18 protein-coding genes are annotated in these 19,810 nt (G+C 43.2%); 10 read left to right on the forward strand and 8 right to left on the reverse strand.

From position 1 onward, the window contains the following. Nucleotides 1–140 precede the first annotated feature (140 nt). On the reverse strand, nucleotides 141–593 hold the full coding sequence (locus KIV41_RS19380; protein ID WP_045390771.1) for a thioesterase family protein: 453 nt from the start codon (nucleotides 591–593) through the stop codon (nucleotides 141–143). 209 nt (nucleotides 594–802) lie between these two features. Here KIV41_RS19380 and KIV41_RS19385 point away from each other — a divergent pair, with 209 nt between their 5' ends. From KIV41_RS19385 to KIV41_RS19400, 4 genes are all read left to right on the forward strand, one after another. After that, nucleotides 803–1,567: a ferredoxin--NADP reductase gene (locus KIV41_RS19385; protein WP_009706466.1), complete on the forward strand. Its 765-nt coding sequence runs from the start codon at nucleotides 803–805 to the stop codon at nucleotides 1,565–1,567. A gap of 163 nt (nucleotides 1,568–1,730) precedes the next feature. After that, nucleotides 1,731–2,567, forward strand: coding sequence for a DUF481 domain-containing protein (locus KIV41_RS19390; protein WP_285337514.1), 837 nt, complete (start codon nucleotides 1,731–1,733; stop codon nucleotides 2,565–2,567). 143 nt (nucleotides 2,568–2,710) lie between these two features. Next, entirely contained in the window at nucleotides 2,711–3,949 is a 1,239-nt protein-coding gene (locus KIV41_RS19395) for a sugar phosphate nucleotidyltransferase (protein WP_285337515.1), read from the forward strand. Nucleotides 3,950–3,979: 30 nt separating this feature from the next. Beyond that, complete coding sequence (locus KIV41_RS19400) at nucleotides 3,980–4,774, forward strand: helix-turn-helix domain-containing protein (protein WP_010450707.1); 795 nt, start codon at nucleotides 3,980–3,982, stop codon at nucleotides 4,772–4,774. On the opposite strand, the gene KIV41_RS19405 is transcribed toward KIV41_RS19400, so the two are convergent. Together KIV41_RS19405 and KIV41_RS19410 are read right to left on the reverse strand one after the other, a co-directional pair. Then, the gene (locus KIV41_RS19405) at nucleotides 4,755–5,849 is read right to left on the reverse strand and encodes a DUF3541 domain-containing protein (RefSeq protein WP_285337516.1); all 1,095 of its coding nucleotides are present in this window, start codon (nucleotides 5,847–5,849) and stop codon (nucleotides 4,755–4,757) included. The two genes, KIV41_RS19400 and KIV41_RS19405, sit on opposite strands and share 20 nt — an antisense overlap. 108 nt (nucleotides 5,850–5,957) lie before the next feature. After that, nucleotides 5,958–6,551 carry an alpha-ketoglutarate-dependent dioxygenase AlkB gene (locus KIV41_RS19410; RefSeq protein WP_285337517.1) on the reverse strand — a complete coding sequence of 198 codons (594 nt, stop codon included), beginning with the start codon at nucleotides 6,549–6,551 and terminating at the stop codon, nucleotides 5,958–5,960. 138 nt (nucleotides 6,552–6,689) lie between these two features. Between KIV41_RS19410 and KIV41_RS19415 the strand changes: the two genes are divergently transcribed. Beyond that, the gene (locus tag KIV41_RS19415) at nucleotides 6,690–8,048 is read left to right on the forward strand and encodes a diguanylate cyclase (protein WP_045390792.1); all 1,359 of its coding nucleotides are present in this window, start codon (nucleotides 6,690–6,692) and stop codon (nucleotides 8,046–8,048) included. Nucleotides 8,049–8,085: 37 nt separating this feature from the next. Here KIV41_RS19415 and KIV41_RS19420 read toward each other — a convergent pair whose 3' ends face one another. Next, nucleotides 8,086–10,086 (reverse strand): methyl-accepting chemotaxis protein, encoded by a 2,001-nt coding sequence (locus KIV41_RS19420; protein ID WP_285337518.1) that lies wholly within the window; start codon nucleotides 10,084–10,086, stop codon nucleotides 8,086–8,088. Nucleotides 10,087–10,480: 394 nt separating this feature from the next. Then, nucleotides 10,481–12,037, reverse strand: coding sequence for a DUF3612 domain-containing protein (locus KIV41_RS19425; protein ID WP_082038775.1), 1,557 nt, complete (start codon nucleotides 12,035–12,037; stop codon nucleotides 10,481–10,483). A gap of 174 nt (nucleotides 12,038–12,211) precedes the next feature. Here KIV41_RS19425 and KIV41_RS19430 point away from each other — a divergent pair, with 174 nt between their 5' ends. Continuing rightward, entirely contained in the window at nucleotides 12,212–12,790 is a 579-nt protein-coding gene (locus tag KIV41_RS19430; protein WP_010450715.1) for a malate synthase, read from the forward strand. Nucleotides 12,791–12,901: 111 nt separating this feature from the next. Here KIV41_RS19430 and KIV41_RS19435 read toward each other — a convergent pair whose 3' ends face one another. Next, on the reverse strand, nucleotides 12,902–13,915 hold the full coding sequence (locus tag KIV41_RS19435) for a GGDEF domain-containing protein (RefSeq protein ID WP_045390799.1): 1,014 nt from the start codon (nucleotides 13,913–13,915) through the stop codon (nucleotides 12,902–12,904). 269 nt (nucleotides 13,916–14,184) lie between these two features. Between KIV41_RS19435 and KIV41_RS19440 the strand changes: the two genes are divergently transcribed. The 3 genes from KIV41_RS19440 to KIV41_RS19450 are packed head-to-tail and all read left to right on the forward strand — an operon-like array spanning nucleotide 14,185 to nucleotide 17,782. Then, nucleotides 14,185–15,531, forward strand: a complete 1,347-nt coding sequence (locus tag KIV41_RS19440; protein ID WP_252043172.1) for a DASH family cryptochrome — start codon at nucleotides 14,185–14,187, stop codon at nucleotides 15,529–15,531. After that, the gene (locus KIV41_RS19445; protein ID WP_285337519.1) at nucleotides 15,531–17,075 is read left to right on the forward strand and encodes a cryptochrome/photolyase family protein; all 1,545 of its coding nucleotides are present in this window, start codon (nucleotides 15,531–15,533) and stop codon (nucleotides 17,073–17,075) included. The genes KIV41_RS19440 and KIV41_RS19445 overlap by 1 nt, the downstream gene beginning before the upstream one ends. Further along, nucleotides 17,075–17,782: an SDR family oxidoreductase gene (locus KIV41_RS19450; protein WP_285337520.1), complete on the forward strand. Its 708-nt coding sequence runs from the start codon at nucleotides 17,075–17,077 to the stop codon at nucleotides 17,780–17,782. Before KIV41_RS19445 ends, KIV41_RS19450 begins: the two co-directional genes overlap by 1 nt. Nucleotides 17,783–17,843: 61 nt before the next feature. Here KIV41_RS19450 and KIV41_RS19455 read toward each other — a convergent pair whose 3' ends face one another. Both KIV41_RS19455 and msrB read right to left on the reverse strand, forming a co-directional pair. Further along, nucleotides 17,844–17,990: a DUF2256 domain-containing protein gene (locus tag KIV41_RS19455; protein WP_005374142.1), complete on the reverse strand. Its 147-nt coding sequence runs from the start codon at nucleotides 17,988–17,990 to the stop codon at nucleotides 17,844–17,846. 44 nt (nucleotides 17,991–18,034) lie between these two features. After that, a complete protein-coding gene (gene msrB, locus KIV41_RS19460) occupies nucleotides 18,035–19,177 on the reverse strand; it encodes a peptide-methionine (R)-S-oxide reductase MsrB (RefSeq protein WP_252043169.1) in 1,143 nt (380 codons plus the stop codon). Nucleotides 19,178–19,361: 184 nt separating this feature from the next. Here msrB and KIV41_RS19465 point away from each other — a divergent pair, with 184 nt between their 5' ends. Further along, nucleotides 19,362–19,760, forward strand: a complete 399-nt coding sequence (locus KIV41_RS19465; protein WP_252043167.1) for an OsmC family protein — start codon at nucleotides 19,362–19,364, stop codon at nucleotides 19,758–19,760. Nucleotides 19,761–19,810 lie beyond the last annotated feature (50 nt).

A 19,810-nucleotide genomic window follows, 5' to 3' on the forward strand; every position in this document is an offset into this window, starting at 1 on the left:
CGCTGAGGCTCGTCCGGAATGACGCTGATTTCTTGTTGCGTTGTCGGTTATTTAGACCTTAATCTCTCGCATCTCGCATCTCGCATCTCGCATCTCGCATCTCGCATCTCGCATCTCGCATCTCGCATCTCGCCTCTTTATTACTCCAAATGATGCGTACTGCCCACGGTACCTTCCAAGTCTAAAATCGACTGGCGGACGTGGTCTGGAATCGCGGCTTTCACATTGTTCTTAAAATCAAACATCACACCAGTAGCGGTCGCAATGGTCGCAATCTTGCCCCACTTCTTACTCAGCACTTGGTATTCCATCGTGATGCGATCTTCTTGCATGTCGATTACGCGTGAGCCAATTAAAAGCGTATCTGGAAACGTAATGGGTAGCTTATAGCGGCATTGGGTTTCACTTAGAACCGGACCGATGTGAGACGTCTGCAAATCTACCAACAGATTAATCTTGTTGAAGTAGTCCAAACGCGCAGTTTCGAAGTAACGAAAATACACCGCATTGTTGACGTGTTGCAGGGCATCCATCTCTCCCCAAGCGACTTTGATTTCCGTAATCACTGGGAATTCTTTTAATAACGTATCCATTACTCATGTTCCTTTTTCATCGACGTTGCCGCAATTTGCAAAGCGACTTATCACTTTGAGTATTTATTCTAGATGGAACTGATTAAAATGTAATAAAATTGTATGTAAAATGTGAAATGAATTAGATGCTTATTTTTGTAAACTAAAAACTTTACATAGTCAGTTGTGAGGCGTAGGTTTAAGTAAGCGTAACCAAAAGGAGATGTCCAATGACAGAACTGAAAGGTTTCAATCTTGCCAAAGTAGAAAAACGAATCGACTGGACAGGTGAGCTGTTCAGTTTACGAGTTTCCGGTGCGCCTCTCTCCTTCAAAGCCGGACAATTTACCAAACTCGCCTTGCTCGACGAACAGGGCAATCCCATTAGCCGCGCATACTCGGTGGTGAATGCGCCCAGTGAGCAGTTCGAGTGGCTCGAATTCTTAGTCGTCGCGAACCCAGAAGGGCAATTGACGCCAAGGCTGCAGCAGCTTCAAACCGGCGATAGCATTTATGTTGGTGAAACGGCTCATGGCGATCTTATCCACGATACCATTCCCAAACACGCAAACGATCTATGGCTGCTTTCCACCGGCACAGGCATTGGTCCATTTCTCTCCTTGTTAGACGACATTAATTTACTCCCACACAGCGATCATATTGTGCTGGTACATGGTGTGCGTTACGAAAGAGATTTAGTTTACAAATACTTGATAGAGCAACTTCAACAGAGGTATGAAGGTCGTCTTCGTTATGTGCCGATTGTCAGCCGTGAGAGTATTCCGGGTAAGCTTCAAGGCCGTATTCCAGATCTGATTGCGTCGGGAGAGCTTGTTAATCGCGCTGACTTACCGTTTTCTAAGGAAAGCAGTTTTGTGATGATGTGTGGTAATCCGGAGATGATCAAAGACACCTCTCCAGTACTGCAAGATATCGGTTTGGAAAAGTATCGAGCCCGAACGGGTGGCAATATTATATATGAAAGATATTGGTAGCTGCTGAGTACGGCTACAAACCAATCAAATAATTAAGTCATTCGCAGGTTTGGTATTGAACCTATCGTTTCATCTAAACTTGCGATCGAATCGTCTTTCCATATTTCTGTTCCTATGACTAAAATTGTCTTAAGAAATAAATTCAATAGCTTAGGATTCAAGGATGATGAACAAAGCTGGTTGGACAGTGTGCCTTGCCACGCTTACTCCCTTTGCCACTATCGCTGGTGAGTGGGAGATTGAAGCGGGCGGATTTTTCTCTCGCACTGACACCAAACTTAACGCTTACGACCCTTACCTCGACCAAATACGCACCATTGATTTCGAATCCGACCTTGATTTGAAAGAGTTTACCGTGCTGCCTTATGTTGAAGTGGAGTATTACTTCAACAAAAAGCACAGTGTGTATGCGGATTGGCGTAGCCTACATCGAGAGGCAACCCGCACCGCAGTGACCAAACCTTTTGAAATTACCGTTGATGGTACGACCTATGCGGTTCAAGCTGGCTCCAAGCTTACAACTGAATTGAACATAGATATTGCGCGTGTAGGGTACGGTTATCAGTTTTACACTAGCGATAAATGGGCGGTGGATGTATTAGCTGGATTACACGTTATGTGGCTGTCTTTGGGCTTGGACGGTAAGCTTGGAGCTAAAGTGAGTGGGGTGGATGAAATCCCGGTGATGTTTGTTGATGAGACGGTTTTGAATGATGTCACCGCACCATTACCAGATTTAGGCCTTCGAGCAGAATACGATCTGACAGAAGATTGGATTTTAAAAAGCCATGCGCAGGTATTTTATCTAGCCGTAGACGATATAGAGGGTTACTTGTTAGAAGTGGACATTGGCGCGAAATACTTCTTTACTGACCAGTTCAGCGTAACCGGCGCGTTCAATTACTATGAAGTAGGAGTGGACTATGAGAGTGATAGCTCGGCGCTGGATGTGACTTATCGGTTTTATGGTCCAATGCTCACGATTGCATACACGTTTTAAGTAAAGTTAATTGAGTATCGATATAAAACGAGAAGTTATTTCGATATTTATTTGATATTCAGATTTTTTTAACAAAATTGAATGGTGGTTTGCTACACATCACCTTTATTTTAGTTCTATAACTAAAATAAAGGACGAGCACAATGGCAAAAGTAATGTCATTAGTTTTGGTGGATAAGGAACGAGTTGAATTAGGTGAGCTTACACATGATTGCTGTAAAGCAACATTACCTTTCCTTGGTGGTTATAAAATAATAGATTTCACTATAGATAGCTTATTGAGAGCGAATATAAAGAATAATATTATAATGAGCCGGGTAATTTGCAAATCTTTAAAGGAGCATATTAATGATGCTTGGCAAAATCATAAAGGTGATGTTGCATATCTAGACTCTATCTATAATGTCAAAAGCTCTCAAGAAGAAATAACACATCAAGACTGGCTAGATGTTTTCCTTCAGAACATAGCTCAATTCAACCAGCCCTCAATTAAGCAAGTTCTTCTACTTAGCGGTGAACAAATTCATGGAGACTACTTCAGACAGTTACAACAATATCATACGCTGACTCGGGCAGATATGACGCTTGTCGTGAGTGAAGTCGATATTGACAACGCTAGTCTATATCATGTTGTTGAGCTGTCCGATAGTGGTGAAGTGGTTGCGATTCATTGTCATCCGGAAGAGGCGCCCTCTTTGCCCTCTAAGCCAAATAAAGCCTTGGTGTTAGCAGGAAGTATGTTGCTCAACAAGGAGAGGCTTGTAAAAGCCGTATTCTCGGCAGCAAAAGAGCAACGTACAGGGCGGGACTTTGTTATGGATATTATTGTTCCTTTTTTAACCAAAACAAAAGTGTCACTGTTTAATCTGGGTGGTGAAAAGAATCAACCTATTCACTGGAGCCCAATTAAGTCGATTGAGGAGTACTGGTTTACACAGATTCATAGGTTGTCAGAACCCTCGGAAGGTTCCGGTAGAGATAACCAGTTGAAGTGTTTTGGTGTCAGAGCAAAAAATAATATCGAATTCAAAGATATAGGTCGTGATTCTGTACGACTAAAAAATAGTATTATTTCTTCAGGAAGTAAAATTTATGGTTCAAGAGTATTAAGTTCAGTTGTTGGTATTAATTCAATATTAGAAAATAACGCCATAATTTATAAATCCGTATTGATGGGGGACAATATTATTGGAAAAGGATGCAGAATTAGCAATGCAATAATTGAGGAGGGAGCTCATATTGCACCATATACTGTGATTGGGGAAAATATTGAACAAGATCAAATGAAATATAATATTACCCCAAATGGTATAATAATTATTCCAAAAGGAAGTAGAATAGGCTTCTATCCAGACAAAGTATTAGAACTACACTCAATTTAATTATGTGCTGTTGGCTAGAGGGAGGGGAGCATGGACTTTAAACGGGTCGACTTTTCTGATGCGCTTAAGTATCAGAGAAACAAACATAAACTATCACAAGATCGACTTGCGGCAATGCTCTCCTCTACTCACCGAGCCTTTGAGAGTTTGAACCAAGCGACACTGAGCCAGTGGGAGCGGGGAAAGATCGTACCAACTTTACTGCGCCGCATAGGGATCGCTCACTTCTTTGGTTTACAATACCTTTATGATGAAAGGGAGTTAAAGACGGTTAAAAAAGCACTGCAGCATCCGGTTAACTTTCAAAACTTAAAGACGATATATTCCCATCAGGTAACGTCTATCAAAGATACCCTATTAGAAAAATGCATATCAGAAGAGCTTGAGATGATCAAAGATGCGCATTATCGGCAAAACACCGTTCATCTCCTAGATACCTTAAGTTTTTTAGGTTTAGTTGAGCCCAAAGTGGCGTGCTTTTATTGCAATGATGTGCTCGTTGGCCACGTTGTTTATCAACAGCGCAAGAATGAGTATTTTGTAGTGAGTGTGGTATTTCTCAACAAAGAGATCCGTCAAGAGCAGCTAGAGTTTATTGAAGAAAAAAGTAAAGGTATGAAGCTTTATCTTCCGATACGAGACCAGAGCTTGAGTCAATTCATATCAGATTGCTTCTTGGAAAAGTGTTGCTTTAAACACAATGTCGATTTTTATGTTGGTGCAAGTGAAAGCTTTTTTGAAAACCCTATGATTATAAACCTCTTTAAAGGCTTGTATGACTTTCGATTAGTTAGGTTTGAGCAAGTTACAAAGCAACAGACTTAGGCTCCAATCCGTAAGGAATATCTTTAAATGCAGCTGAATGGCGATTGAAGTAGGGAGCTTGATTTACTTTTTGCCAATCTAACAACATGATTGCGAGAACATTTCTGTGTTCTCCATATTGAAGATCAAACTCGCCATCAACGGATGGGATCATCCCTTGATCTAAGTTAATGGAACTCTGGATTGCTTCTCTTGTTTTTGCCACGACACGATCGTCCTCAAGTCCTGCAAGTAGAAAGGTGATACCAACTTCAGCAATCACGTCTTCCTTTGCTCTCAGCAAGATTGTGTCTACATTCTCACGGAAATAGTCGTAAATCCATTGGTGTTTCGCTTCATCTACTTGGTTTTGGTAGTAACGAGAGTCGGCAAAGATAATGTGGGTCATGCCATAGAGCTTGTTCATGTACTGCTGTGGAGAAAGCTTTTTGTCATTCTCATCTGGGTAAGTTGCGCGAAATGTACGTGTAAACTCATCGACTACGTCTTGCTCTCCTAACTGACGTAACCAATATACTTGATTGGCTAGTTGTGCAGCCCAAGCCTCAATCATTTCAGGGTCGTTTGCATAGATTGAAAAGTCATAGCGCTTGATGATTTCTCTCAGTTTTTGATCTTCTATATGTCTTAATCCATATTCATCTGCTCTTGCTAAAGCCCCTAGGAGATCAACGCCAAGGAAAATGTACTCAGGGTGGTGTTTTGTCACTGTATATCGTCTTTGGCTTCGCTCATCTTGCTTCTTATGGTATCCAGCTAAGCGCTTTTCAGAATATAGAATGATCTGTTCAGGAGAGTGTACTCGGGCAGCAATGCGATTTAAGCGACTTGCCACTTGTGCCATATCAGTCCAGATTGCCGGAATATACTTTTCATCGAGTGTTTGACGGTACATGCGAAGACCAAAGTGCCCTTCTTTGAACGCGCTAAGAGAAAAAAGTTGGCTTTCGTAAGTGGTCTTAATGACCTGAGCTGATTGAGAGTAAGTAAGAGGGGGCGTCTCCTCGACAGCGAGAGCGTTGGCCACCAGAGAGCCAGAGAGAAAAATAACGATGCCAAGATGCTTGCAACGCATAACAACATTCCATAACAAGAAGAGTGGTTCACTGTACCACTGATAATCTAGTGAAATGTAAGCTATTGGTCAGGCGAATGTTTTGTTTTATATCACGGTTTCTATCGCTTACTTAATCATTCTATAGGTAAGGTTGATGCGCTCTCCCTTGTTTAACTTTGTTTTGGGTACACTGTGTTTCCAATAGTGTTGTATTTCACCTGCCATAACAAGCAGCGAGCCGTGAGTTAGCTCAAGTTCAATGATGGAATTATCGTGTATATGCTTAAGTAAAAAACGTCTTGATTCACCAAGATTAACAGAGGCTATGATTGGATTCGGACCGAGCTCGGATTCATTGTCTTGATGCCATCCCATCGAGTCCTGACCATTTCTATATAAATTTGCGAGAACAGAATTGAACGGAGAGCCACATAGGCAGGAGGTACGCTCACGCAGTTTCTGTAGTTCAGGCGTCCAAGGATGAGGAGCCATAGTTAAACCAGAATAGGTGTAAGAGCGATCGCCATGCCAAGATTGCAACCTAGGCTGTAAGACAGACTTGCCGAACAACTTAATTGACTGCTGTTGCCAAGGTAAGGTGGTTCGTAGGATATTAAAATAAAGGTCCGCTTCTCTTGTGGAGAGAAAGTCCTGTTGAAAGTAGAGCTTCCCATTTGGAATCTGTTGATAAAGTGAGCTTTTAAATAAATTTTCCCGCATCTGTCTCTCATTTTTTTTGTGAAAGTGATAAAACTACCAACTAGGTATTACTTTTACTATTTGCCTTGGTTATTCTTTAATTTAATAACTATTTTAACAATAATAATTTCGTGACTGTCACGAGACAGTGAGGACCCGATGCGATATTCGTCGAAGAAACGCTATGGTTTTGCGTTGTTTTTCCTCACTTTTATTGCTTGTTGCATTGGTGGAATTGAGCTTTTTCAGCACAATCAGCATCTGCTCTTACAAGAGCGACTTCAAGTAAAAGCGAGGGAAAAGTTGTCCGTCATTCGCTCTAACCTAGAAGCAGAAATGATGGCAGATATTTATGCCACTAGCACATTGGCCACATTAGTAACACTTTCATCTAGTCCAGATGCTTCAGAGTTGGAGGATGCTTCTAATCGAATCCTATTAAAAAGCAATCATATAGAAATCATCGGGATCGCTCAAAATGATGTAATCCAACATGTTTATCCAACTGAAGGTAATGAGCGCATTATCGGGTTAGATTATAGAAAAGTGCCTGAACAATGGACTCAGATCCAAAAAGCAAGAGATATTGAAGAGATCTTTATTTCTGGGCCAGTAAATTTAGTTCAAGGTGGACGAGGCCTTATTGTTCGTGTTCCTGTGTTTGTCGACCCTCCAAAAAACAATGAGTATTGGGGCTCTATTAGCACGGTGATTAACATGGAAAGCTTGCTAAGAACTTCTGGAGTTCTTGATTACTCTATGTTGAGTGATCTTGTCATTCGGGGTTACAACAGCATGGGATCTCAGGGAGATATCTTCTTTGGTGACAAATCCAACTCAAAAGAGGTGATTGCTGCTGAGACCGTTCGTTTTCCATATGGTAGCTGGGCATTAGAAGTATATGAGAGCCGTGATTTATATCATAAGCTTCCTTGGTATGAGTTGAATGTAGCAAGGTTAATCGGTTATCCGGTGCTGTTTTTTCTGGGCTTTTTCCTTATTACTATTTATCGATTGTATTTGATTGCTGAAAGTCGGGCTTTCCACGATGAGCTGACGAAATTACCGAATCGACGTTACTTCATGAAGTCCTATCGTCAGCAATTTGAAATTGCGAAGCGTTACGACAAGCATTACGACTTTGCGCTTATCAATATTGATTTAGACCGATTTAAACACATCAATGATACCTATGGTCATGATGCGGGTGACAAAGTACTCGTTGCATGTGCTGATAGAATCAAAAATAGTCTTCGACGTTCTGATATTGTTGCAAGAATGGGAGGGGATGAATTCTTGGTGATGATGCATAACCCTAAGTCAGAAGACAATATCCAAAATTTGCTACAAAAACTTAGGTATATTCTTTCTTCTACGCCTGTGATTTATGAAGATGAGTTGATCTATATTCGAGTAAGTATGGGATACGCAATTTTCCAACCCTCTTTGATGTCAGCGGAACAAATGATGAAAATTGCTGATGAGCGAATGTACAAGCAGAAACACTTTGGATTGTAAAAGCCTTGATAATCAAGGCTTTTGGCTTTTAGATTTGCTAATGAACTAACTTAAACTTGCTGAGCTGCGTATTCAGCTCCTGAGTATCTTTTTGATACCCCAAAACCACTTCGCTGAGTGTGTCAGCTTGTTGGCCTGTTGTTTTGGCTATCTCTGCTAATATGTCGACATCTTTGTCGACGGCTTCGCAAGCTTTAGACTGCTCTACTGTCGAGTGGGCGATAGTGTTGATGTGATTATTGACATTTTCAATGCTGGTTTCTAACAATGACACGCTATCGTCAACGCGCTTAACTGCCTCAAAAGTAATATCACTGGCATTCTTACTTTTGGCCATGTTTTCCACAGAAAATCGCGTTTTTTCAGTGATCTGATCTAATAACTTGCTGATATTTTCTGTTGCTTCTTGGCTACGTTGAGCTAAGTCTCGAACCTCAGAAGAGACAACGGCAAAACCTCTACCATGATCTCCTGCCCTCGCGGCTTCAATTGCTGCATTGAGCGCTAACAAATTTGTCTGCTCTGAAATACCATTAATCGCTTCAACAATTTGGCCAATGCTTTGTGTGTCGGATTCCAGCTCAGCCATACACTGTTCAGTCGCTTGGATTTGCTCAAGTAAGCTTTTTACGGAGACGAATGAACGCTCACTCTGCTGCTGACACTCTTGGACTTTATTATTCATTTCACTAGTGTCACTCAACGCTCTCTCCGTGGATTGAGCGATCTCAATACTTGACTGAGCAAGTTCTGTCATTGCAGTGGCGATATTGTCACATTTAGCAATGGTTGAACGGCTACTATTGTCTAACTCCTGAGTTGAGTCGACAATACTATTCAAACGCTCGGTGTTGTGAGTATTTGTATCCGTTACATTGAACAATAAGTCTTTAATATTCTTGGTTAACTGGTTGATACTGTTCGCAATAGCAGATATTTCATCACGTCCATTGTGGGTGAGCTCAACAGTAAGATCATGTTGTTCAGTCATATGGCCGAGTTTCTGTTTCATGGAGCCAACTCGATATCTCAAACTACGTACTAGCGTCGATACTAGACCCAGCAGCAATATTGAGGTGATTAGGGTGACGCCAATAAGGACATTGCGGTTGAATACCGAGTCTTTTAGTAAAGCTTCAGCATGAGCTAACATGTCTGATTGCATGTCATTCCGGAGCTGATTCAATAAGCTAATTCTCTGCGTGGCAGCAGGAAACCATTCGGTAGCCGAAGGCCCTTCTATTTGTCCGAGATTGTTTTCTTGTGCTAAAAAGCGCAGTTGAGTTTCTTCTACGTTTTTCCACGCCGAATCCTGTTGTATCTGCCTTAGTTGTTGTTGGTATATCGGTAACATCGCAATATGAGCCATTCGCAGGGCGTAGTTCCCTGATTGGATGTAATTTTTGACCCTTGAGAACAGAACTGGGGTGGCAGTTTTGCTCGCAAAGACACCATTAAGTGCTCCGCGTACTTGTCCAGCGCGCTCCTTCATTGTGACTACCGCAACAAGAGAGTCTCCTATTTGGGCGAGTTCGTTACTCTGTGTTTCTGCGATCACTATCTTGATGTTGTCGATGATGAGCTGATTGAGATTGGAATAGTAATTAAAAGGCGAAATATGAGGGGCCAGTTTGTCAACCCCCTCCCTTACTTTATTCAGTTTTGAGAGTTGTTGCTTCACATCTTGTGCAAGCGATGTGGTGAGATTGCTATTTAGCGTGTCTGTTTCAGACTGCGACAGAGCTAAGATGGCACTGTCTACCTTTACTCTTTGCTGACGCAGTTTGTTGATAATCTCTGGGTTTCCTTTGCTGCCCAGCACACCTGCGGTTAGCCCTCTTTCTACTGCCAAATTATGCGCCAAATTATCGTAATTTGTGGCCAGATTAACGAGTTGTGTATCCCTTATCGCGATTTGGGCTCGTTGTTCTAATTCCAAGACATTTTGCGTAGACAATATGATTGCAATAACCAGAGGAACTCCGGCTGCTATGCATACGACGATATATAGTGGAAATCGACGAAGTAAACTTGTCATTTTTGCCTCCAGCTTGTCTTTGATCATGTTGATATGAAGTTACTTTTTCTCTATTAATCAAAGTATAGGAGAGCCATTATGGGAACTGTTGACTATTCGCGATGACATCCGTTCTTTTTGTTGATGAAGTGATAAATATCAACAATTCGAGTGGCAGAATCTAATTTTATTTGCAATATGCAAATGCATTTTGCGAAAGGCTTGTTCAAATACTCATCAATATGCACTAAGAACAAGGAAAATACGCTAATATAAAGTTGGCACGCATCATGCTTTATACAGAGTGACCCTTATTAAGCCGAGGGTCACCTAGCCAACTGACGTTGTTAGTGAATACACATTGTTCACAAGTATATACCGCCAATCACACCATTGTGATTGGCGTTTTTTCTTTCTACAGGTCAATAAGTTGTGCTTCTTCTCCAGATTCACCTGATTCTCCACATTTGCTGTAACAACTTGGCTGTCGTGGACACACTGCACCTCGTGAACAAATCAATCTTGCTTGGGTTTGAATTCCCCTTTCTATCCAATTGATGTTGAGAATCTTGGCTATCGTTGTGAGATCTTTCTTGATGTGCTGAGGTATGACAGTACTCCCCCCTGAAGAGACACACAGCGATTTCAACTCGTCTGCAATGGCAATGGCATCACCGCCTTGCGCTGAGATGGCAGGGTTAAGATCAATACCAGCACAGAGTACACGGTTGTTACCTGCAGGATCGAAGACGTTGACAGACTCACAGCAGTAGATTCTTGGTTCATCTCCTACGTTTAGGATGGAAATTTGAGCTGAGCTCGTATCTAGTGGTTGTGATAAGCGGCGGAATACCGCCCAGTGCTGACAAGGATCGTTCACTTTACGCATGTTGCCCCATGGGAGTGGGATACCATTACCTCGATATACGGCTTTGAGTTTACCTGGGCCATAGGCATCAAAGTAATGCCAGTGCGGATAAGGAGACACTACCGTCATACGGCGCATGGCTACCGAAGGTGAAACCCCTGCTTTTTTGTGCACATCGATTTCATAGCCAGAGCGGTCTAGCAATTGGCGAAACGGAACTTTCGGACACAATAAGGCACCGGCAAAGAAACTCGACTCAAAGTCACGCCACGCTTGTAGAATATCTTGTGAGTTGAGCTCAGAATTAGAGACCTGTGCGCCACTTTGCTCCCAGTTGTTCTGGTGACCAATAGACAACACGTTACTCATGCCATCACTGCTGTGCAGGACTCGATGGCCGATATACACGGCTAAATCGTACTTCAAACGAGTAGGGTAGTCGCGCATACGTTTGTTTAAATAGATGGTTCCAGGTGCTTCCATAAAGGAAGTAATCAACTGCTTCGCACTCACACCGAGTTCGTCGATCACATCTTGTGGAGATCGATCTATCCAACGAATGTCTAGCCCCATCGATTTAGCAATATCGATTAAATCCTCTACCGACAGGTTTAAACGCTTCAAACCAACTTCTTCGGCAGCTCGTTCTAGGTCGGGGAAGTGGTTTTGGTGATTTTCTTGGTGCGCCCGAATTAAGAGATGCGCGAACTGACGCCCGGTGATACCAGTCTGTGAGAGCATTTCAGGTATCGCGATTTGTAGGATTTCATTAGAGAATAAGAAGCTTGGCTCTAAAGCCATGCCACTGATGCCTCCTCGATTCCCCTTGTTTGGTGTAATGGCTTCGAGTTCAGGCTCATCATCCAGAAACCAAGCAGGTTGTTTTTGGAAAACTTCAGCAATGACTTCCAACATATCAATACTTGGAACGCGTTTTCCCCGCTCAATCATAGATAAGTAAGATACAGAAGGAGCATACTCTGGATTAATTCGTACGCAGCGCGCGGACAAATCCTCCATCGTTAAATGGTTGTTTTTTCTTAGGTTGCGAATTTTCGTCCCTAAGAAGTGAGATTGGCGTATAAGACTTTTTGACACAGACATTTTGTAAAATTCACATTGTAAAATTTTTGTTGTGAAATTGTAGTCAATAATTCGCTAGTCTACATAATGAGCAGGCAAGGAAATTAACCATCTACTTCACAGAATTGTCTGAAACTTAAACAAAGGTTTTAAGTTTTTACTCTAGGAAGAGTGTTTAAGTGCGAGGAAACGACGATGAATATGCTAAATTTCGATAAAAATGACATCCAACAACAAGAACGCCCATTTATCGCTGAAGCAGTATTTGCCGTCGAGGCGGTATGTGCTGAGCAGCAGAGCGAGAAACAAGTTAAGGCGAAGCAGCTACTAGACCGCATGTTCCCATTAGAGAGCGGCTCACATCAAGATGTATCAAGCTACGTTATCGACTACCGCCATGTTATGGCTTACTTCAAAGACGGAACGCACAGTGGTTTGAAAAGCCCAAAACATTTCGTGGCATATACAGGTGAAAAAGAAGATCCAAAATCAATTCTATTTAAAGACGAATCTGGCAGTCACGCTGAAGTGATGTTTGGTTGTCACAAGGGTACTGGCTGTGTGGAGTTGATGGATATTGATGATATCCAACTGGAAACGAGAACAACTTTTAGCCCTGAACTTACTGGTAATGCTCCAACTGCAATGCGTCATTGGATCAGCCTAATCAAAGGCGACAAGAAAGGTAAACCAATGGCATGCAGTGAAGACAAAGAGTACACCGCGAAAAACGGCGATGATTATTTCCTAAGCTACTGCTACAGCATTGATTAAATCATCGATAGCTTAGCCGACTAACTAAGCAGCCCAAGAAAAGTAAAACCCCAAGCACGCGCTTGGGGTTTTTAGTTCTGTTGAACAAAGCGTTTTTATTTAAGCTCAGTTTTACAACGGCATCACTCGGTTTCTGCCTAACTGCTTGGCTTCGTAAAGTTGCTTGTCCGCACGTTCGACTAACGCTTCCGCACTATCACCTACATGATACTCTGCCACACCAAAAGATGCAGTGATACTTTCGATCTGCTGCCCTGAACGCTTATCTTTAACTCGAAGTTTTTCTATGACGCGTCGCAATGTATCGGCATATTGGCGTGCAATTCGTAAAGACTTGTTCGGTACGATCAATGCGAACTCTTCACCGCCAAATCGATAAGCACTAATGCCTTCTCGGCAACTTTGCTGGAGCTTTTTGGAAATGGCTTTGATAACGGTGTCACCAAATAAATGGCCATAGTTATCGTTGAAAGTTTTGAAGTGATCGATGTCCAGCATAATCAAGCTCAGTGCTTGATTGCTACTAGTAAGCATACTTAAATCGTTATCAAACGCACGGCGATTGTACAACTGACTCAGTCCATCAAACAGTGCGTCTTTTTGCACCTCTGACAGTTGTTGCTTCAAGCGTGAGATTTCTTCGCTTGCATTGCTAAGCTGGTTGTTCAAAAAACGGGTGGAATGACGAATTTCTCTTGATTCTGAAACTAATTGACGAATTACACCCATGACTTCTTCAATGCTCAAACCGTCATCTTCCACTTTTTCCAGGCGGCCAAAGCTTTTATCCACCATATCGGAGAAAGAAGAAGTGTCGGTCAACGTATCCGTCATAGAGCTTGCAACCTCACCAAGCAGAACCTCAACATTTGTTTTTAGCTCTTCTAAACTGGTTTCAGACTTACTGGCTACATAACTGTTGTATAACTGTTTGTTGGTTGCTGGTGGGCAAACTTCGTAGTTTTCAAGCACCATATCCAACTCCTGGTTTAACTCAGGAATGGTTTTGTCCACGTAGGTATACCAAAGCGCATAGTTAGCTGGAGTGGCAGCTACGTGGTTTTTTATCATCAATGGGACTGCTTTTTTTAAGTTTGCAGTCGATTTTTTAAATTCGTCACTCATTGTCGCGAAAGCACTAGCAAACTGTATTGCGCATAGGTTATCGAATTTTGCTTAACATCGCTTTAATTTTTGTCATTTTTGGTTCAAAAATTAAAAAAATAATGTGCGAAAATAAAATTATCTCTTGAATGGTCAGGTTGGTTCTATTTGTCATTGCTATTTGTATCTACATTTATGACCACCTCTTGCCAACAAACGAGTAACAGAGTGATCGAACTTCCATTTAGCTCGTAACTTTTTGAAGGCGTTCAAGTAAATCAGAGAAAAACATGAATATTGGCTTATATTGGTTTACCAACGATTTAAGATTGCACGACAATCCGCTCCTACTAAGAGCTTCTGCAGAAGTTGATTTGCTGATCTGCATATACTGCTATCCAAAGGTGTCCTCCTATCTAAAGCAATACGCACAAGAGCCGGGGTTCGGGTTTGCCAAACAACAATTTTTAGATGAGTCGCTGCATTGCCTGAATTTGTCTTTGAATGCACTTAATCAGCGTTTGCAAGTTGTTGACTTACATCCATACCAAGCGATCAAGCACGCTGCTGACAAACTTGGCGTGACGCACCTCTATGTGGATGCAATTGCTGGATCAGACGAGCAAGATGTGGTCGATAAGATTCAGGCAGAAGCGCCCCATTTGGCGATTATTCAAAGCGAAGTACGTAGCTTGTTCTCTGTTGAAGATTTACCGTTTGAGCTTGGAGCGCTTCCTGACACCTTCACCAAGTTTCGAAAAAAGGTTGAGAAACTTGCTCTAACTGAATCTGTAGAAGCAGTAACGACATTGCCTCCGCTGCCAGACGGACTCGCACTGCCGACGTTGAGTTTGACCCGTGAGATCCAGCCAAGCCTGTTTACCGGCGGTGAGCGAGCAGGGCTTGAACATTGTCGTCAGTATTTTGCTTCAACACTAGCAAGTGAATACAAACAAACGCGCAACGGTTTAGATGGCATGGATTACTCCACCAAGTTCTCTCCTTGGTTAGCTCATGGGTGTCTTTCTCCGAAAACCATTTATGCCATGTTGAAACGTTATGAAGCCGCGAATGGCGCAAATGATTCAACCTATTGGATTTACTTCGAACTGCTTTGGCGTGAATACTTTTATTGGTATGCCCGTCGATACAAGCGGCAGCTCTTCCGATTTGGTGGTATCCAAAATCAAGCACCACTCACCAGCTTTTATGCGCACCGTTTCCAACAATGGAAGAAAGGTGAAACGCCATTTCCTATCGTGAACGCGTGTATGCACCAACTTAATGAAACCGGCTATATGTCAAATCGTGGCAGGCAGTTGGTCGCCAGTTGTTTAGTGCATGAGCTTGGCCTCGATTGGCGTTATGGTGCGGCGTACTTTGAGTCGCAACTGGTTGATTACGATGTGGCATCAAACTGGGGAAACTGGCAATACTTAGCAGGCGTTGGTGCTGATCCGCGTGGTTCACGACAATTCAACCTCGAAAAGCAAACCGAAATGTACGATCCGCACATGGAGTTCATCGATAGGTGGCAAGGTCGTTGTGCTGGTGCGCATTTGGATAGTGTAGACATGGTCGATTGGCCGATTGTGATGGGCAGCAGTGACAAAGCTTCGTCACCGGAGAAACCGTAATGCAATTTGAAACCGTACGATTGATCTTGGGCGATCAACTTAACAGTGAGCACTCTTGGTTTCAGCAACCGGATGAGAAAGTGCTTTACCTGATTGCAGAGCTCAAGCAAGAGAATACATACGTCACGCACCATATTCAGAAAGTGTGTGCGTTCTTTTTTGCAATGGAACAGTTTGCGAAAGAGCGTCAGAGCGAAGGTCATCAAGTTCTGCACCTCACGTTGGATGACACACAATCCTTCGACGATCTTGAGCAAGTCTTGCAACACTACTTGAGTGAAGTTGGTGCAAGTAAGTTTGAATATCAACGCCCGGATGAATACCGTTTACTAGAGCAGTTAGCCAAACTAAAGCTTGATGGGGTCGTGACGCGTTGTGTCGATTCGGAACACTTTTTGTTGCCGTTTGAGGAAATAGAATCGCAGTGTCCTCAAGGCAAACACATCATGATGGAGCACTTCTACCGCCGGATGCGAAAGCGCTTCGACATCTTGATGCAAGACGGAAAGCCTGTAGGCGGGAAATGGAATTACGATGCCAACAACCGTAACAAGCTCAAAGCCAAAGACATTGAACAACTGCCACAACCTTTGATGTTCAGTACCGACGTGCATGGCATTGTTGAGCGGTTGGCAAAACATGGCATCAAAACCATCGGAAATCTCGAAGGGGATTTGTTGTGGCCAATTAATCGCGCGCAAAGCCTGTCTTTACTCGCGCATTTCTGCCAAGTCTGCTTGCCGTTGTTCGGCCGTTTTCAAGACGCCATGACAGGCCAGCACGATGCTAAGTGGAGCTTGTATCACAGCCGTATTTCATTCTCGCTCAACAGCAAATTGCTGCACCCGAGAGAAGTCATTGATGCTTCACTCAAGGCATTTCATTCCAACGCGGACATCGACATTTCTCAAGTCGAAGGGTTTATTCGCCAAATCTTGGGATGGCGAGAATACATCCGAGGTGTCTACTGGGCGAACATGCCTCATTACCCGAAAAAGAACGAGTTGGGCGCAGACAGAAAGCTGCCAGATTTCTTCTGGAATGGCGAAACTAAAATGGCCTGTATGCGCAATGCGATTGAGCAGTCTCTCGATTATGCCTACGCACACCACATTCAACGTTTGATGGTCACAGGTAACTTTTGTTTGCTAACCGAGATAGATCCAGACCAAGTGGATGAGTGGTATCTCGGTATCTATGTTGATGCAATTGAGTGGGTAGAAATGCCAAACACTCGTGGCATGGCATTGTTTGCGGATGGCGGCATTGTTGGCACCAAACCTTACGCAGCGAGTGGCTCTTACATCAACAAGATGAGCGACTACTGCAAGGGCTGCCATTACGATAATAAATCGCGCAGTGGAGAAGGATCGTGTCCGTTTAACAGTCTTTATTGGCGCTTTATGAACAAGCACGACAAGCGTCTCGCAACCAACCCACGAATCGGGATGATTTTCCGCTCTTGGGACAACATGGAAGAACAGCAACGCCAAGCGATACTCGATACCGCAGAGCATTACATAGAAAACGTGGAGAACTTGTGATGGAAATACTCATCGTCGGTGGTAACGGTGGAATTGGTTTGGCGATGGTACAAGAAGCCGCAGTTCGGTTCCCTCAAGCTCGCGTGCATGCCACTTATCGTAAGCAGCAACCAGATTGGCAACACCCAAATGTCGTTTGGCATCAAGTGGATGTATCGCAAGAAGGGGAGGTAAAAGCGTTCAGTGAGCAGATTGAACACGTCGATTGGTTGGTGAACTGCGTTGGTATGTTGCACACCCAAGAGAAAGGCCCTGAGAAGAACCTTAGCTCGCTAGACGCTGACTTTTTTCAGCAAACCATTACGGTTAATACTTTGCCAAGTTTACTGTTGGCGAAATACTTCACGCCCAAGTTAAAGCGCAGTACTGCACCTAAGTTTGCGACCATTTCGGCCAAAGTTGGCAGCATTAGCGATAATCAGTTAGGTGGTTGGTACAGCTATCGTGCATCGAAAGCCGCATTAAACATGTTCCTTAAAACCATGTCGATCGAATGGCAAAGAATGGTCAAACATGGCACGGTGCTGTCACTTCACCCAGGTACTACGGACACCGCTTTGTCGGCACCTTTTCAAACCAATGTGCCAGAAGGAAAGTTGTTCACGCCAGAGCGAGTTGCTAAGGATCTATTAGGCTTGATAGAAAAAGCGACCCCGCAAGATAGCGGGGCGTTTTGGGCTTATGATGGGACGTTATTGCCTTGGTAAGAGAACGCGTACAAACGTTAATACAAAGGAAATAGCGCTCTTCAGAGAGGGTCGGAGTGACCTACGTTTTCGTTGATTTATTTCTTCGGCAACGCTCAGAACAATAAACGATTTCCTCCCAATTTCGCGCCCACTTCTTTCTCCAAGAAAATGGGCGCTGACAGACCGGACAGACTTTCATGGGAAGGTTGGATTTAAAACCTTTCATCGCGCTGAATGTTCACTCCTAATTTGGTTAAAACAGTGACCTAGTTACTTATCAAATAGGTACAGGTAATCGCCGTAGCCTAAACTTGCCATCTTGTTCACTGGTACAAACTCCATTGCGGCTGAGTTCATGCAGTAGCGTAATCCCGTTGGCTTAGGGCCATCTTTAAATACATGACCAATATGCGAATCACCAAACTTACTGCGGATTTCTGTGCGCGGATAAACCAGTTTGAAGTCGGTTTTCTCTACGATGTAGCCTGGGTTAATTGGTCTGGTAAAGCTTGGCCAACCTGTGCCAGATTTGTACTTATCCGTTGATGAGAACAAAGGCTCACCAGTGACGATATCAACGTAAATACCCGCTTCTTTGTTGTCCCAATACTTGTTGTTAAAAGGACGCTCTGTACCTTCTTCTTGTGTCACGTAGTATTGAAGCTCAGTCAATTTAGCTTTGATTTCTTTGTCTGAAGGTTTCTCGTATACCTTCACTTTCGTTACCAACTCTTTTTCGTTGATAAGTTCACGGAGTGTTTTTGGGTTGTCTTTACGATCTTCACCAAACACTTCGTCGAGGTACTTATCGCGACCTGATGCGTAGCGGTAGTATTTGTACTTCAGGCTACTCTTCTTGTAGTAATCCTGATGGTACGACTCCGCAGGGTAGAACTTTTCAAACTCGATCAGTTCTGTTTTCAACGGTTTTGGATAGATCATCGCCTTGTCGATTTCCATCATAAACTGCTTAGCAATCTGTTTTTGCTCGGCGTTATGATAGAAGATCGCTGGGCGGTATTGGGGACCACGGTCGACGAATGAGCCTTTGTCGTCAGTTGGGTCGATATGGCGGAAGAAGTAATCCAATACTTGCTCGTAGCTCACAACAGCAGGATCGTACTTCACCTCAATCACTTCAATATGGCCAGACTTGCCAGAAGAGACTTGTCGGTAAGTTGGGTTTTCTAAATCACCACCCGAATAACCAGAAACCACGTCTAACACACCCGGTAATTGCTCTAAATCCGATTCGGTACACCAGAAACAACCACCTGCTAATGTTGCGATGTCAGCTTTTTCTGATGCATTCATCTTATCCATGGTATCGGCAGTACCTGTTTTACTTAGCAAGATGAACAGTACAGGCAGTGTGAATGAGAATCCCACCAACAACTTAGATACTTTCTTCATAACTTCCTCAAACGTCATTTTCTCAATGAATGTTACGTAAGAAGACAGAAGTAAGAGCGAAAAAATTACAGTGATTACGAAAAATTCTTTGCCCTTTCTCACAACAGGGCTACAGTAACGGCACGAAACAAGCGCTCATTGGTAGAAGGTTTCCGATGAGGCAAAAGCAATAATGAGGGAAACCATGCAAGCAGAAGTAAAATGGGTCGAAGACTTTAAATTCCTCGGTCAGTCTCAATCTGGTCACTCAATCGTGATGGATGGCAATGGCGGTGCAACGGCACCAAGCCCAATGGAAATGGTGTTGATGGCTGCTGGTGGTTGTAGCTCTGTGGACGTTGTTGATGGTCTAAAATCAGCGGGCCAGAAAGTGGCTTCTGTCAACGCAAAACTCACCACAGAACGACGTGAAACCGCGCCACGTATCTTTACTCAGGTGAACATTCACTTTGAAGTCTCTGGTGAAGCGCTAGACCCAGAAATCGTAGCTAAAGTGGCTGCGGACTCATTAGAAAAATACTGCTCAGTATGTCTAATGTTGGGCGAAGGCGTTGAGATGACTCACAGCTGGGAAATCGTATAACCCCGACGTGACACAACAACAAAATAGGAAAGAGAAAAGCCCGTGCTTTT

This window comes from Vibrio sp. D401a, assembly GCF_030248515.1.
Taxonomy (GTDB): domain Bacteria; phylum Pseudomonadota; class Gammaproteobacteria; order Enterobacterales; family Vibrionaceae; genus Vibrio; species Vibrio rotiferianus.